Raw genomic sequence first — 15,600 nt, forward strand, 5'->3', positions numbered from 1 at the left:
GCATGGCAGACACCCCGCCCGCCCCCTCCCGCATCACCGCCCTGCCCAGCTGGCTCCTCGGTCGCGCCGCCACCCGCGGCCGCGCGCTCGTCGCCGCCGCCCTCGCCGAACAGGGCATGAAGATGTGGCACCACGCCGTCCTGTCCGCCGTGGCCGAACTCGGGCCGGTCGCCCAGGCGGAGCTCGGCCGCAGCCTGGCCATCGACCCCAAGGACATGGTCGGCATCCTCAACGACCTCCAGGCCGACGGCCTGGTCACGCGCGCCCCCGACCCCACCGACCGCCGCAAGAACGCCATCACCGTCACCCGCGACGGCGTCCGCCGCCTGCGCCGCTGCGAGCTCGCCGCCGACCGCGCCAACGACGAACTCCTGGCCGGTCTCGAACCCGCCGAACGCGACCGGTTCGTCGCCCTGCTGCGGCGGATCGCGCACCCCGCCCCCGAGTGATGATCACGAAGGCCGCTACCGTGAGGCCATGCCCGCACCCCACTCCGGCCGCACCCGGATACGCCCCGGCGCCTCCCGCCCCTGCTCTCTCGTCGTCTGCCGGGGCTGCTGCTGCGGTGACGCCCGCAAGAACCCCGGCACCGACCACGCCGGCCAGCTGCGGCGGCTGCGCGAGGCCGCGGCCGCGTCCGGCGGGCGCCTCGCCGTCCGTACCAGCGACTGCCTCGGCCCCTGCGGTCAGGCCAACGTCGTGGTCGTCCAGCCCTCCACGGAGGGCCGGCGGCGCGGCGCCCGCGCCGCGTGGGTGGGCTGGGCGCTGGACGACGACTGCCTGGACGACATCCTGGCGTGGGTCGAGGCGGGCGGCCCCGGCGTCGCGGCGCCCCCGGACACGCTCGCGCTCCAGATGATCGACGCGCCCAAGAGGTAGACCGGGCGGAACCGGGGCCTCAGCCCTGCGAGGCCGTCGCCGTCAGGGCGATGCGCTCCTCACCCGCGTACACGTTCATGTTCCGGCCGCGCAGGAACCCGACCAGCGTCAGGCCCGCCTCGGCGGCCAGGTCCACGGCGAGCGACGAGGGCGCCGACACCGCCGCCAGCACCGGAATCCCCGCCATCACCGCCTTCTGCGCCAGCTCGAAGGACGCCCGCCCCGACACCAGCAGGATCGCCCGGTCCAGCGGCAGCCGGTCCTCCCGCAGAGCGCGGCCGACGAGCTTGTCCACGGCGTTGTGGCGCCCCACGTCCTCCCGTACGTCGAGCAGCTCACCGGTCTCCGAGAAGAGGGCGGCCGCGTGCAGCCCGCCCGTCCGGTCGAAGACCTGCTGCGCCGCCCGCAGCCGGTCGGGGAGCTCCGCCAGCAGCGCGGGCTCGATCCGCAGCGGGGGAGTGTCGGAGATCGGGAAGCGGGCCGTGGTGCGGACGGCGTCGAGGCTCGCCTTGCCGCACAGCCCGCACGACGACGTCGTGTAGACGTTCCGCTCCAGCGTGATGTCCGGCACCGGGACGCCCGGCGCGAGCCGCACGTCCACCACGTTGTACGTGTTCGACCCGTCGTCCCGGGCGCCGGCGCAGTACACGATGGTGCGGACGTCCGCGGCCGAGCCGAGCACGCCCTCGCTGACGAGGAAACCGGCCGCGAGGGCGAAGTCGTCGCCCGGCGTACGCATGGTGATGGCGAGGGGCTTGCCGTCCAGCCGGATCTCCAGCGGCTCCTCGGCGACCAGGGTGTCCGGACGCGCCGAGACGGCCCCGTCCCGGATGCGGATGACGCGGCGGCGCTCGGTGACCCGTCCCATTGCTGATCAGCCCCGGTTCTGTCCGTGGTTCTGGTGGCTCGACGATCTCATTGTCCGTCTCATTGTCCTGCACCCGCGGTACCCCCGGTCCGGCCGTCCCGGCCGCCCCGACCGAACGATGTTGCGGAATCTCCAAGGTGCGGCCGTAATTCCTGTCGGAACGCCTGCCCGGTTACTCACCAGTCGCTGGCAAGACTGTGGGCACGCATCGCACAACCAAGGGGGTCCCGGGCATGACGGGCACTCGTATCGCCGCGCTCGGGCACTACCAGCCCGCCAAGGTGCTGACGAACCACGACCTGACCGCGCTGGTCGACACCAGCGACGAGTGGATCACCAGCCGGGTCGGCATCCGCACCCGGCACGTCGCCGGCCCCGACGAGCCGGTCGACGAGATGGCCGCGCACGCCGGCGCCAAGGCGCTCGCCTCCGCCGGGCTCACCCCCGCCGACGTCGACCTGGTCCTCGTCGCCACCTCCACGGCGATCGACCGCTCCCCGAACACCGCGGCCCGCGTCGCCGCCCGGCTCGGCATGGGCTCCCCCGCCACCATGGACCTCAACGTCGTGTGCGCGGGCTTCACCCACGCCCTCGCCACCGCCGACCACGCCATACGGGCGGGCTCGGCGACCCGTGCCCTCGTCATCGGCGCCGACAAGATGACCGAGGTCACCGACTGGACCGACCGCACCACCTGCGTCCTGATGGGCGACGGCGCGGGCGCGGCCGTCGTCGAGGCGGCCCCGGACGCCGGAATCGGCCCCGTCCTGTGGGGCTCGGTGCCCGAGATGGGCCACGCCGTCCGCATCGAGGGCACCCCGCCGCGCTTCGCCCAGGAGGGCCAGACGGTCTACCGGTGGGCCACCACCCAACTGCCGCCGATCGCCCGCCGGGTGTGCGAGCGGGCGGGCGTCGCGCCCAAGGAGCTCGCCGCGGTCGTGCTCCACCAGGCCAACCTGCGCATCATCGAGCCGGTCGCCCGGAAGATCGGTGCGGTCAACGCCGTGATCGCCCGCGATGTGACCGAGTCCGGCAACACCTCGGCCGCGTCCATCCCGATGGCCTTCTCCAAGCTCGTCGAGCGCGGCGACGTGCCCTCCGGGGCGCCCGCGCTGCTCTTCGGCTTCGGCGGCAACCTCTCGTACGCGGGCCAGGTCGTCCGGATCCCCTGACCAGGGCCCGGGGCGGCATCCCCGGGCTTTGTCCTCGCTGTGGAGAAAGTTCGCGCGGATTGCCGCGCAACTTCTTCCCCCTGCGGCAAAGCGCTGCTACGTTCCCCACCGAAAGCCGACGGAGGACAGCCACACGGCGGGGAGGGGCGCGTGAGACGGATGACGGCTCGACCCGCCAACGCGCACCAGGCGCGGCTGCTGCGGCTGTTGCGCGACGGCGGCCCCAACTCCCGCGCGCAGCTGGGCGACCAGGTGGACCTGTCCCGCTCGAAGCTCGCCGTCGAGGTGGACCGGCTCCTGGAGACCGGCCTCGTGGTGGCCGACGGCCTCGCCGCCTCCCGTGGCGGGCGGCGCTCGCACAACATCCGCCTCGCACCCCAACTGCGCTTCCTCGGCGTCGACATCGGCGCCACCTCGGTCGACGTGGCCGTCACCAACGCCGAGCTGGAGGTCCTCGGCCACCTGAACCAGCCCATGGACGTACGCGAGGGCCCCGTCGCCGTCTTCGAGCAGGTGCTCGCCATGGCGGCCAAGCTCAGGGCGTCGGGCCTCGCCGAAGGCTTCGACGGCGCCGGGATCGGCGTACCCGGACCGGTCCGCTTCCCCGAGGGCGTACCGGTCGCGCCGCCGATCATGCCCGGCTGGGACGGCTTCCCGGTCCGCGAGGCGCTCAGCCAGGAGCTCGGCTGCCCCGTCATGGTCGACAACGACGTGAACCTGATGGCGATGGGGGAGCAGCACGCGGGCGTCGCGCGCTCCGTGGGCGACTTCCTCTGCGTCAAGATCGGTACGGGCATCGGCTGCGGCATCGTCGTCGGCGGCGAGGTCTACCGCGGTACGACCGGCAGCGCCGGCGACATCGGCCACATCCAGGTCGTACCCGAAGGCCGCGCCTGCGCCTGCGGCAACCGGGGCTGCCTGGAGGCCCACTTCAGCGGCGCGGCGCTGGCCCGCGACGCCGAGGACGCGGCGCGCGCCGGCCAGTCCGAGGAGCTCGCCCGCCGCCTGGAGGCGGCGGGGCGCCTCACCGCCGTGGACGTCGCCGCGGGCGCGGCGGCCGGTGACGCCACCTCACTCGCCCTCATCCGGGAGGGCGGCAACCGCGTGGGCCAGGTCATCGCCGGGCTCGTCTCCTTCTTCAACCCGGGCCTGGTGGTGATCGGCGGCGGGGTGACCGGCCTCGGCCACAACCTCCTCGCCAGCGTCCGCACCCAGGTCTACCGCACCTCCCTGCCCCTGGCCACCGGCAACCTGCCCATCGTGCTGGGCGAGCTGGGCGCGGCCGCCGGAGTCATCGGCGCCGCGCGGCTCATCAGCGACCACCTGTTCTCCCCGGCCTGAGCCTCCCCGGCCGGGACCCGTCCCGCCCCGTACGCCCCACCTCGCACGTACAGCACCCACGCACAGCACGCGCACCTGGTACCTCGCCCTGCCCGCTCCGCTCACCGGCACCGCACCGCACCCGCCCGCCGAGGGGATTCGTCATGGCACCACCGGAACCACCGCTGCTCACCATGTCCCGCATCACCAAGTCGTTCCCCGGCGTCCGGGCCCTCGACGGCGTCGACCTGGAGGTCAGGGCCGGCGAGGTCCACTGCCTGCTCGGCCAGAACGGCGCCGGCAAGTCCACCCTCATCAAGGTGCTCGCCGGGGCCCACCAGCCCGACGGCGGCGAGATCACCTGGCGCGGCGCGCCCGTCGCCCTCAAGTCGCCCATCGCCGCCATGCGCCTCGGCATCGCCACCATCTACCAGGAACTCGACCTGGTCGAGGGCCTGTCGGTCGCCGAGAACGTCTTCCTCGGCCACGAGCCGACCACCGCCGGTTTCGTCGTACGCGGCAAGAGCGCCCGCACCGACACGGCCGCCCTGCTGCGCCGCCTCGGCCACCCCGAGATCGACCCGGCCCGTCCGGTCGGCGAACTCTCGGCCGCCCAGCGGCAGATCGTCTCCATGGCCCGCGCGCTCTCGCACGACGTACGGCTCATCGTGATGGACGAGCCGTCGGCCGCCCTCGACCCCGACGAGACCGCCAACCTCTTCCGGATCGTCGCCGACCTCACCGCCGACGGCGTCGCCGTCGTCTACATCTCCCACCGCCTGGAGGAGATCCGGCGCATCGGCGACCGGGTGACCGTCCTCAAGGACGGGCGGGCCGTCGCCGGGGGACTGCCCGCCAAGTCCACGCCGACCAGGGACATCGTTGCCATGATGACCGGTCGGAATGTGGAGTACGTCTTCCCCGAGCGGCCGCCCGCCGGCCGCGCCCTCACCGGGGCGCCCGTCCTGAAGGTCGAAGGGCTGACCCGCACCGGCGAGTTCGCGCCGGTCGACCTCGAGCTCCGCCCCGGCGAGATCGTCGGCCTCGCCGGGCTCGTCGGTTCCGGACGCTCCGAGATCCTGGAGACCGTCTACGGCGCACGCCGCCCGACCGCCGGCCGCGTCCTCGTCGACGGCAGGCCCCTGCGCCCCGGCAGCGTCCGCGCCGCCGTCCGCGCCGGGATCGGCCTCGCGCCCGAGGAGCGCAAGGCCCAGGGCCTGCTCATGCTGGAGTCGGTCACCCGGAACGTCTCCGTCTCGTCCCTGCCCCGCTTCGCCCGCGCCGGCTGGCTCGACCGCACCGCCGAACGCGAGGCCGCCCGCCGCGCCACCCGCGAGCTGTCCCTGCGTCCCGACAACCCCGACGCCCGGATCCGCACCCTCTCCGGCGGCAATCAGCAGAAGGCCGTACTCGCCCGCTGGCTGCTGCGCGGCTGCCGCGTCCTGCTCCTCGACGAGCCGACGCGCGGCGTCGACGTCGGCGCCCGCGCCGAGCTGTACGCCGTCATCCGGCGCCTCGCCGACGACGGGCTCGCCGTCCTGCTCGTCTCCAGCGAGGTCCCCGAAGTGCTGGGCCTCGCCGACCGGGTGCTGGTGCTCCGGGAGGGCCACGTCGTGCACACGGCGCCCGCCCGGGAGCTCGACGAGCACCGCGTACTCGATCTCGTGATGACCTCGTGAGGGAAGGGAGCCCGACGCCATGACGCAGCACGCGCCGGTCACGACCGCCGAACCACCCGTCGAGAAGGGGGCGCCGCGCCCCCTGGGGCTGCGGGCCGACGTCCGCAACCTCTCCCTGCTCGGCGTCCTCGCCGTCCTCGTCGCGGTCGGCGGCATCACCAAGCCGGACCAGTTCCTCGCCGGCTCCAACCTCCAGTTGGTGCTGACCCAGGCGTCGGTCATCGGTGTCGTCACCGTCGGCATGACCTTCGTCATCACCAGCGGCGGCATCGATCTGTCCGTGGGCGCGATCGTCGCCCTCGCGTCCGTGTGGGCCACCACCGTCGCCACCCAGGAGTACGGCTTCGCGGGCATCCTCTTCACCGCCGTCGTCGTGGGCCTGGGCTGCGGACTGGTGAACGGCCTGCTCATCGCGTACGGCGGGATGGTGCCGTTCATCGCCACCCTCGCCATGCTCGCCTCGGCCCGCGGCCTGGCCCTCCAGATCACCGACGGCAGGACCCAGATCGTCACCGTCCAGTCGGTGCTCGACCTCGGCGTCCCGGACGCGTACCTCCTCGGCGTGCCGCCGCTGGTGCTGGTCTTCGCCGCCGTCACCGTCGTCGGCTGGCTGGTGCTCAATCGCACCACCTTCGGGCGGCGCACGGTCGCCGTCGGCGGCAACGCCGAAGCGGCCCGGCTCGCCGGCATCGACGTACGCCGCCAGCGCCTCTACCTCTACCTGCTGTCCGGGCTGTGCTGCGGCATCGCGGCCTTCCTGCTGATCATCCTCTCCGGCTCCGGCCAGAACACCAACGGCAACCTGTACGAACTCGACGCCATCGCCGCCGCGATCATCGGCGGCACGCTGCTGAGCGGCGGGCGCGGCACGATCGCCGGATCGGTGCTCGGCGTCCTCGTCTTCACCACGATCACCAACATCTTCGCCCTGAACAACCTCCAGAGCGACGTCCAGCAGATCGCCAAGGGCGCGATCATCGTCGCCGCCGTCCTGGTCCAGCGCCGCACCGCCCGCGGCACCGGCGAGGTCTGACGCCCCGTCACTCCCTCGCGACACCGCCCTACCGGAAGGGTTCCACCGCCATGCCAGAAACCAGCCGCAGAGGACTGCTGTTCGGCACGGCCGCCGTCTCCGCCGGCGCCCTGCTGTCCGCCTGCACCAGCAACGAACCCAAGGACTCCACCCCCGCCACCCACAACGTCCCGGCCGCCGACGACAAGCCGGGCGAGCCCGTCACCATCGGCTTCGCCGGGCCGCAGGCCGACCACGGCTGGCTCAACGCCATCAACGTCAACGCCAAGGAGCGGGCGAAGAAGTACTCCGAGGTGACCCTGGAGATCACCGAGGGGTCGAACGACACCGCCACCCAGATCGGCCAGATCCAGACCCTGATCAACAAGAAGGTCGACGTGCTGGTGATCCTGCCGGCCGACGGCAAGGCCCTCACCCAGGTGGGCCTCCAGGCCATGAAGGCCGGCATCCCGGTGATCAACCTCGACCGGATCTTCGCGTCCCCGCAGGCGTACCGCTGCTGGATCGGCGGCGACAACTACGGCATGGGCCTCAACGCCGGCCGGTACATCGGCGAGCAGCTCAAGGACAAGCCGAACGCCAAGGTCGTCGAGCTGGCCGGGCTCGACAACCTGGAGCTGACCAAGCAGCGCACCCAGGGCTTCGACGACGCGCTGAAGAACTACCCCAACATCAGGAAGGTGGCGCGGCAGGCCGCCGACTTCACCGTCGAGTCCGGCCAGGCCAAGATGGCCCAGCTCCTCCAGGCACAGCAGCGGTTCGACGCCCTGTGGAACCACGACGACGACCAGGGCGTGGGCGCGCTGCGCGCCATCCAGCAGGCGGGTCGCGACGACTTCCTGATGGTCGGCGGCGCCGGGGCCAAGTCGGCGATGGACGCCATCAAGGCCGGCAACAGCGTGCTGAAGGCGACCGTCCTCTATCCGCCGACCATGGCCGCTTCCGCCATCGACCTGGCCCGCGCGCTGGGCCAGAAGAAGGGCATCGGCGGCATGTCGGAGCTGGAGATCCCCGCCTCGATCACCCTGTACTCGGCGGTGGTGACCAAGGAGAACGTCGACGAGTACCTGCCCACGGGCTTCAGCTGACCCCCGGCCCGCCCGCCCCCACCGCGCACACGACGAGGAGGAACCCGTATGGCCCAGCAGGAGGCACCGCAGGAAGGACCGCAGAAGGCACAGCAGGACGCCCGGCAGGAACGGACTATCGGCATCGGCATGGTCGGGTACGCGTTCATGGGCGCCGCCCACTCCCAGGGGTGGCGCACCGTGGGCCGGGTCTTCGACCTGCCGCTGAGGCCGGTGCTCGCCGCGGTCTGCGGACGCGACGCCGCGGCCGTGCGGGCGGCCGCGGACCGACACGGCTGGGCCGCCGCCGAGACCGACTGGCGGGACCTCGTCGCACGCGACGACGTCCAGGTGGTGGACGTCTGCACCCCCGGCGACAGCCACGCCGAGATCGCCATCGCCGCCCTGGAGGCGGGCAAGCACGTGCTGTGCGAGAAGCCCCTCGCCAACTCGGTCGCCGAGGCGGAGGCCATGGTCGCGGCCGCCGACCGGGCGCGGGCCCGTGGCCAGGTGGCGATGGTCGGCTTCAACTACCGCCGTGTGCCCGCCATGGCGTACGCGCGCCGGCTCATCGCCGAGGGCCGCCTCGGCGCCCTGCGCCACGTACGGGTGACCTACCTCCAGGACTGGCTGGTCGACCCGGACTTCCCGCTCACCTGGCGGCTGCGCCGCGAGCACGCCGGGTCGGGCGCGCTCGGCGACCTCGGCGCCCACGTCGTGGACCTCGCGCAGTACCTGGCGGGGGAGCCGCTGGTGGGGGTCTCGGCGCTCACGGAGACCTTCGTACGGGAGCGGCCCCTGCTCGCCGGGGCGTCGGCCGGGCTCGCGGCCGTGGGAGGGGCCGGTCGCGGCGCCGTGACCGTGGACGACGCGGCCGTGTTCACGGGGCGGCTGGCGTCGGGGGCCCTCGTGTCGTTCGAGGCGACCCGGATGGCGGCGGGCCGCAAGAACGCCCTGCGCCTGGAGCTCAACGGGGAGCGCGGCTCGCTCGCCTTCGACCTGGAGCGGCTCAACGAACTGTCCTTCTACGACGGGTCCGACCCCGCCGAGTCGGCCGGCTTCCGCCGGATCCTCGTCACCGAACAGGACCACCCCTACCTGGAGGCGTGGTGGCCGCCGGGCCACGCCCTCGGCTACGAACACACCTTCACGCACCAGGCGCGCGACCTGGTGCACGCCATCGCCTCGGGCACCGACCCGGTCCCGTCCTTCGCCGACGGGCTCCAGGTGCAGCGGGTGCTCGCGGCCGTGGAGGAGAGCGCGGAGAAGAACGCCGTCTACACCCCCGTACCGCTGTAGGAGGTCCGCTGTGCCCCGTCCCTTCACCCTCTTCACCGGCCAGTGGGCCGACCTGCCCCTGGAGGAGGTGTGCCGGCTCGCCCGTGACTTCGGCTACGACGGCCTGGAACTCGCCTGCTGGGGCGACCACTTCGAGGTCGACAAGGCGCTCGCCGACCCCTCCTACCTGGACGGGCGGCGGGCCCTGCTCGACAAGTACGGCCTGCGGTGCTGGGCGATCTCCAACCACCTCGTGGGCCAGGCCGTCTGCGACCACCCCATCGACGAGCGGCACCAGGCCATCGTGCCGGGGCGGATCTGGGGCGACGGCGACCCCGAGGGCGTACGGCAGCGGGCGGCGCGCGAGCTCGCGGACACGGCGCGGGCGGCCGCCGCCTTCGGCGTCCGGACCGTCATCGGCTTCACCGGCTCGTCCATCTGGCACCTGGTGGCGATGTTCCCGCCGGTGCCGGAGCGGATGATCGAGCGCGGGTACGAGGACTTCGCCGAGCGCTGGAACCCGATCCTGGACGTCTTCGACGCGGAGGGCGTGCGCTTCGCCCACGAGGTCCACCCGAGCGAGATCGCGTACGACTACTGGACCACGCACCGCGCGCTGGAGGCCGTGGACCGGCGCCCGGCCTTCGGGCTCAACTTCGACCCCAGCCATTTCGTCTGGCAGGACATCGACCCCGTCGGCTTCCTGTACGACTTCCGGGACCGGATCTACCACGTGGACTGCAAGGAGGCGCGGCGCCGGCTGGACGGCCGCAACGGCCGCCTCGGCTCGCACCTGCCGTGGGGCGACCCGCGGCGCGGCTGGGACTTCGTGTCGGCCGGGCACGGGGACGTGCCGTGGGAGGACGTGTTCCGGATGCTGCGCTCCATCGGGTACGACGGGCCGGTGTCGGTGGAGTGGGAGGACGCCGGCATGGACCGATTGTCCGGCGCTCCGGAAGCGCTTGCCACGCTGAAGCGGTACGACTTCGACCCACCGGCCGCCTCCTTCGACGCCGCCTTCGGGGGCGGTGAGTAGGGCATAACCGCAGGCCAAGGCCCGATGGTCGGGAGGCCGTCGGGCCGGTCCGGCCTGCCCGCGCCGGGCTTTGTCCTGCCCTGGGAGAAAGTCCAACCGAACTGATGCGTAAGGGCTTTCGGCGCAGGATCAACCCCGCTACGGTCCCTGAGGTGTACAGGACACGACACGACGTGACCAGCGTGACGGCGCACGCCGGTCCCCGGACGACCCCGGCCCCTCGACACGTACGACCCGTGAGCCCCGTACGACCGGCCCTTTCCGGAGGACATTCGTGCACAGAAAACGGCTCGGAGGGCGCAAGGCCCTCGCACTCCTCACCGGCGGCCTGCTCGCCCTGACGTCGTTCACCCTCGGCGCGTCGCCGCCCGGCGCTTCCCCGCCCGGCGGCGCGGTCACCGGCACCGCGTCCGCCGAGGAGCAGTTCCAGCAGGTCACCCTCGCCAAGGGCGGCGAAGAGGTCGGCGAACCGATGTCGCTGGCCGTACTGCCGGACCGCAGCGTGCTGCACACCTCGCGCAGCGGCGAGCTGCGGCGCACCGACGCCGCCGGCAACACCACGGTTATCGGCACCGTACCGGTCTACTCCCACGACGAGGAGGGCCTCCAGGGCATCGCCCTCGATCCCGACTTCGCGCGGAACCGCGCGATCTTCCTGTACTACGCGCCCCCGCTCGACACCCCGCCGGGGGACGCGCCCAACGACGGCACGGCAGCCGACTTCGCGAAGTACGAGGGCGTCAACCGCCTCTCGCGCTTCACCCTCAAGGCAGATGGCACGCTCGACAACGCCAGCGAGAAGAAGGTCATCGACATCCCGGCCACCCGGGGCATCTGCTGCCACGTCGGCGGCGACATCGACTTCGACGCGCAGGGCAACCTGTACCTGTCGACCGGCGACGACTCCAACCCCTTCGCCTCCGACGGCTACACCCCGATCGACGACCGCCCCGGCCGCAACCCCGCGTACGACGCCCGCCGCACCTCCGGCAACACCAACGACCTGCGCGGCAAGATCCTGCGCATCAAGGTCGCCGACGACGGCTCGTACACCGTCCCGGAGGGCAACCTCTTCGCCCCCGGCACGGCGAAGACCCGGCCCGAGATCTACGCCATGGGCTTCCGCAACCCCTTCCGCTTCAGCGTCGACCGGAAGACGGGCGTGCTGTACGTCGGTGACTACGGCCCCGACGCGGGCGCCGCCGACCCCGCGCGCGGCCCGGCCGGCCAGGTCGAGTTCGCCCGCGTCACCAAGCCCGGCAACTTCGGCTGGCCCTTCTGCACCGGCGACAACGACCCGTACGTCGACTACGACTTCGCCACCAAGGTCTCGGGCGCCGCCTTCGACTGCGCCGCGCCCAGGAACGACTCGCCGCTCAACACGGGCCTCGTCGACCTGCCGCCGGCCGAGCCCGCGTGGATCCCGTACGACGGCGGCTCGCTCCCCGAGTTCGGCTCCGGCTCGGAGTCCCCGATGGGCGGACCGGTCTACCGCTACGACGCCGCTTCGACGTCTCCCGTGAAGTTCCCGGAGGCCTACGACGGCGACTTCTTCGCCGGTGAGTTCGGGCGGCGCTGGATCAAGCGCATCGAGCACGGCGCCGACGGAGCGGTGCAGTCCATCAACCCGGTCCCGTGGACCGGCACCCAGGTGATGGACATGGCCTTCGGCCCGGACGGGGCGCTGTACGTCCTCGACTACGGCACCGCCTGGTTCGGCGGCGACGAGAACGCGGGCCTGTACCGCATCGAGAACGCCACCGGCGGCCGCTCGCCGGTCGCCGAGGCGTCGGCGAACAAGACCTCCGGCAAGGCGCCGCTGCGGGTCGCCTTCTCGTCGGCGGGCACGACGGACGCCGACGGCGACGTGCTCACCTACCGCTGGGACTTCGGCGACGGCACCGGTACCTCGACGGCCGCGAACCCGACGTACACGTACCGGAAGAACGGCACCTACACCGCGACCGTGACCGCCACCGACCCGACCGGACGGACCGGCTCCGCCAGCGTTCGCGTGGTCGTCGGCAACACCGCCCCCAAGGTGACGCTCGACCTCCCGCAGGACGGCGCGCTGTTCGCCTTCGGGGACGAGATCCCGTTCAAGGTGACCGTCACCGACCCGGAGGACGGCACGATCGACTGCGCCAAGGTCAAGGTGACGTACATCCTCGGCCACGACAGCCACGGCCACCCGGTGACCTCGGCCCACGGCTGCTCGGGCACCATCAAGACGTCGGCGGACGGCGGGCACGACCCGAACGCCAACATCTTCGGCGTCCTCGACGCCGAGTACACCGACGGCGGAGGCGGTGGCCAGGCCGCGCTGACCAGCCACGACCAGGCCCAGCTGCAGCCGCGCCACCGGCAGGCCGAGCACTTCTCGGCGCAGTCGGGGATCCGGACGTACGACAAGGCCACCGCGCACGGCGGCCGGACGGTCGGCGACATCGACGACGGCGACTGGATCTCCTTCACGCCCTATCTGCTCGCCGGTACCACCAAGCTCACCGCCCGGATCTCCTCCGGCGGCGCGGGCGGCTTCCTGGAGGTACGCGCCGGGTCGGCCACCGGCACGCTGCTCGGCTCCGCGTCGGTGCCGGTGACGGGCGGCTGGGAGACCTTCCAGGACGTCGACGTACCCCTGCGGTCGGTGCCGAAGCGGACCACCGAGCTGTTCCTGGTGTTCAAGGGCGGGACGGGAGCCTTGTACGACGTGGACGACTTCGAGCTGTCGAACACTCCGGTCGACCGGACCGCCAAGCGGGTCCTGGTCTTCTCCAAGACGGCGGGCTTCCGCCACGACTCCATCCCGGCCGGGGTCGCCGCCCTGAAGGAGCTGGGCGCGACCAGCAACCTCACGGTCGACGCCACGGAGGAGGCGCGTCAGTTCACCACCAGCAACCTCGCGCGGTACGACGCCGTCGTCTTCCTCTCGACGACGGGCGACGTGCTGAACGCCGAACAACAGAAGGCGTTCGAGCACTACATCGCCTCGGGCGGCGGGTACGTCGGCGTCCACGCGGCCGCCGACACCGAGTACGACTGGGAGTTCTACGGCGGGCTCGTCGGCGCGTACTTCGCCTCGCACCCGCGGATCCAGCCCGCCACGGTGCGGGTGGAGGACCACGACCACCCGGCCACCGCCCACCTTCCGGCGGCCGGCTGGGAGCGGAACGACGAGTGGTACAACTACCGCACCAACCCGCGCGGCCAGGCCCGCGTCCTCGCCACCCTCGACGAAACCACCTATCAGGGCGGCACCATGAAGGGCGACCACCCGATCGCCTGGTGCCAGAGCTACGAAGGCGGCCGCGCCTTCTACACCGGAGGCGGCCACACCGCCGAGTCCTACGCCGAGCCCGCCTTCCGACAGCACCTGCTGGGCGGCCTGCGCTACGCCACCGGCCAGGTCCGCGCCGACTGCGCGCCCCGGACCGGCTACCGGGACCTCTTCAACGGGCACACCCTGGAGGGCTGGAAGCAGGCCGGACCGGGCAGCTTCACGGTCGTGGACGGAGAGCTGCGCACCGAGGGTGGCATGGGGCTGCTGTGGTACCAGGCGAGGTCGTTCGCGTCGTACTCGCTGAAGCTGGACTGGAAGGCGGAGGGCGACGACAACTCGGGTGTCTTCGTCGGCTTCCCCGCCTCCGACGACCCCTGGTCGGCCGTGACCAAGGGCTACGAGATCCAGATCGACGCGACGGACGCCGCGGACCGTACGACCGGGGCCGTCTACGGCTTCAAGTCGGCGAACATCAAGGCCCGCGACCAGGTCCTCCGTCCCCCCGGCCAGTGGAACAGCTACGAGATCCGGGTCCGGGGCGAGCGCCTCCAGGTCTTCCTCAACGGCGTGAAGATCAACGACTTCACCAACACCGACCCGGAGCGCAGTCTGAAGGACGGTCACATCGGCCTGCAGAACCACGGAGCCGAGGACCAGGTGTCCTTCCGCAACATCCAGCTCAAGGAGCTGACCTGAAGCCGGCGGCGGGCGGGGAGGCGCCGTACCCCCCGCCCGCCGCCTTCCACGCACCCCATGGAGGAGGCTGGCCATGTCATCCGCTGATCGACGTGCCGATCGACGAGTCGGGGTCTGGCTCGTCGGAGCGCGAGGCTCCGTCGCCACGACCGCGGTGGCCGGATGCGCGGCGGTCGCCGCCGGACTGCACCCACCGACGGGCATGGTCACCGAAACACCCCCCTTCCTGGACAGTGGGCTGCCCGCCCTGTCCTCCCTCGTCTTCGGCGGCCACGACACGGCGGCGTGCCCGCTGCCCAAGCGGGCGGAGGAGCTGACGGCCGCCGGCGTCCTGCCGCACGGCCTGGCGGCCGCCGTACGGACGGAACTCTCCGCCGCCGACGCGGAGATCCGCCCCGGCGGCCCGGCGGCCGGCGACACGCGCACCGACGAGGAGCTCATCGCCGCGTTCGCGGCCGACCTCGCGGACTTCGCCGCCCGCCGGGACCTGGCCCGCACGGTCGTCGTCAACGTCGCCTCCACCGAGCCGGTACCCGGCCCCGACGACGTACGGCTGCCGCCCAGCTCCCTGTACGCGGCCGCCGCCCTGCGGGCCGGCTGCCCCTACGTGAACTTCACCCCCTCCACCGGGCTGCGCGCCCCGGCGCTCGCCGACGCCGCGGCCGCGAGCGGCCTCCCGCACGCGGGCCGGGACGGCAAGACGGGCCAGACGCTGCTCCGCTCCGTCCTCGCCCCGATGTTCGTGCAGCGCGCCCTGTCCGTACGGGCCTGGTCCGGCACCAACCTGCTGGGCGGCGGCGACGGCGCGGCGCTGGCCGACCCGGCGGCCGCCGCCGCGAAGAACGCCGGCAAGGAACGGGTCCTCGCCGAGACGCTGGGCCGCGCCCCGGAGGGCGAGGTCCACATCGACGACGTCCCGGCGCTGGGGGAGTGGAAGACCGCCTGGGACCACATCGCCTTCGACGGCTTCCTCGGTTCCCGGATGATCCTCCAGACCATCTGGCAGGGCTGCGACTCCGCCCTCGCCGCCCCGCTGATCCTGGACCTGGCCCGCCTGCTGGCCCGCGCCCACGAGGCCGGCCTGTCCGGGCCCCTGCCCGAACTCGGCTTCTACTTCAAGGACCCCGACGCGGGCCCCGCGGCTCTCGCGGACCAGTACGCGGCGCTCCTCGCCTTCGCGACCCGCCTGCGGAACGCCCGGTGAGGGGCGCGGGGCCGGTGGCGCGGCTGCGGGCGGCGCTCATGGGCGGCGGCGGCTCGGGCGCGCGGGCGCGTGCGCTGCCGGGCCG

Annotated in this window: 12 protein-coding genes; 11 read left to right on the forward strand and 1 reads right to left on the reverse strand. The window is 72.8% G+C overall.

Annotated elements, in window-relative coordinates; translation table 11 throughout:
- Positions 1–2 precede the first annotated feature (2 nt).
- Both ABZX67_RS11320 and ABZX67_RS11325 read left to right on the forward strand, forming a co-directional pair.
- Positions 3–449: a MarR family winged helix-turn-helix transcriptional regulator gene (locus ABZX67_RS11320; RefSeq protein WP_355357329.1), complete on the forward strand. Its 447-nt coding sequence runs from the start codon at positions 3–5 to the stop codon at positions 447–449.
- Between the two features lie 28 nt (positions 450–477).
- On the forward strand, positions 478–879 hold the full coding sequence (locus ABZX67_RS11325) for a (2Fe-2S) ferredoxin domain-containing protein (protein WP_355357332.1): 402 nt from the start codon (positions 478–480) through the stop codon (positions 877–879).
- A gap of 19 nt (positions 880–898) precedes the next feature.
- On the opposite strand, the gene fdhD is transcribed toward ABZX67_RS11325, so the two are convergent.
- A complete protein-coding gene (gene fdhD / locus ABZX67_RS11330) occupies positions 899–1,747 on the reverse strand; it encodes a formate dehydrogenase accessory sulfurtransferase FdhD (protein WP_355357335.1) in 849 nt (282 codons plus the stop codon).
- A gap of 233 nt (positions 1,748–1,980) precedes the next feature.
- Between fdhD and ABZX67_RS11335 the strand changes: the two genes are divergently transcribed.
- The 9 genes from ABZX67_RS11335 (at position 1,981) to ABZX67_RS11375 (ending at position 15,515) form a co-directional block, all read left to right on the forward strand.
- Positions 1,981–2,919 carry a beta-ketoacyl-ACP synthase III gene (locus ABZX67_RS11335; RefSeq protein WP_355357338.1) on the forward strand — a complete coding sequence of 313 codons (939 nt, stop codon included), beginning with the start codon at positions 1,981–1,983 and terminating at the stop codon, positions 2,917–2,919.
- 159 nt (positions 2,920–3,078) lie between these two features.
- A complete protein-coding gene (locus ABZX67_RS11340) occupies positions 3,079–4,260 on the forward strand; it encodes an ROK family transcriptional regulator (protein ID WP_355357340.1) in 1,182 nt (393 codons plus the stop codon).
- A 143-nt stretch (positions 4,261–4,403) separates the two neighbouring features.
- On the forward strand, positions 4,404–5,918 hold the full coding sequence (locus ABZX67_RS11345) for a sugar ABC transporter ATP-binding protein (protein ID WP_355357342.1): 1,515 nt from the start codon (positions 4,404–4,406) through the stop codon (positions 5,916–5,918).
- Positions 5,919–5,937: 19 nt separating this feature from the next.
- Complete coding sequence (locus ABZX67_RS11350; RefSeq protein WP_355357345.1) at positions 5,938–6,951, forward strand: ABC transporter permease; 1,014 nt, start codon at positions 5,938–5,940, stop codon at positions 6,949–6,951.
- A 50-nt stretch (positions 6,952–7,001) separates the two neighbouring features.
- Positions 7,002–8,039, forward strand: coding sequence for a substrate-binding domain-containing protein (locus ABZX67_RS11355; protein ID WP_355357348.1), 1,038 nt, complete (start codon positions 7,002–7,004; stop codon positions 8,037–8,039).
- Between the two features lie 129 nt (positions 8,040–8,168).
- Positions 8,169–9,317 (forward strand): Gfo/Idh/MocA family oxidoreductase, encoded by a 1,149-nt coding sequence (locus ABZX67_RS11360; protein WP_355357657.1) that lies wholly within the window; start codon positions 8,169–8,171, stop codon positions 9,315–9,317.
- A gap of 10 nt (positions 9,318–9,327) precedes the next feature.
- Positions 9,328–10,332, forward strand: coding sequence for a sugar phosphate isomerase/epimerase family protein (locus tag ABZX67_RS11365; protein ID WP_355357350.1), 1,005 nt, complete (start codon positions 9,328–9,330; stop codon positions 10,330–10,332).
- Positions 10,333–10,606: 274 nt separating this feature from the next.
- A complete protein-coding gene (locus tag ABZX67_RS11370; RefSeq protein ID WP_355357353.1) occupies positions 10,607–14,311 on the forward strand; it encodes a ThuA domain-containing protein in 3,705 nt (1,234 codons plus the stop codon).
- A gap of 73 nt (positions 14,312–14,384) precedes the next feature.
- A complete protein-coding gene (locus ABZX67_RS11375) occupies positions 14,385–15,515 on the forward strand; it encodes an inositol-3-phosphate synthase (protein ID WP_355357356.1) in 1,131 nt (376 codons plus the stop codon).
- Positions 15,516–15,600: the final 85 nt, after the last annotated feature.

Source organism: Streptomyces sp. NPDC003036 (assembly GCF_040611175.1).
GTDB lineage: Bacteria > Actinomycetota > Actinomycetes > Streptomycetales > Streptomycetaceae > Streptomyces.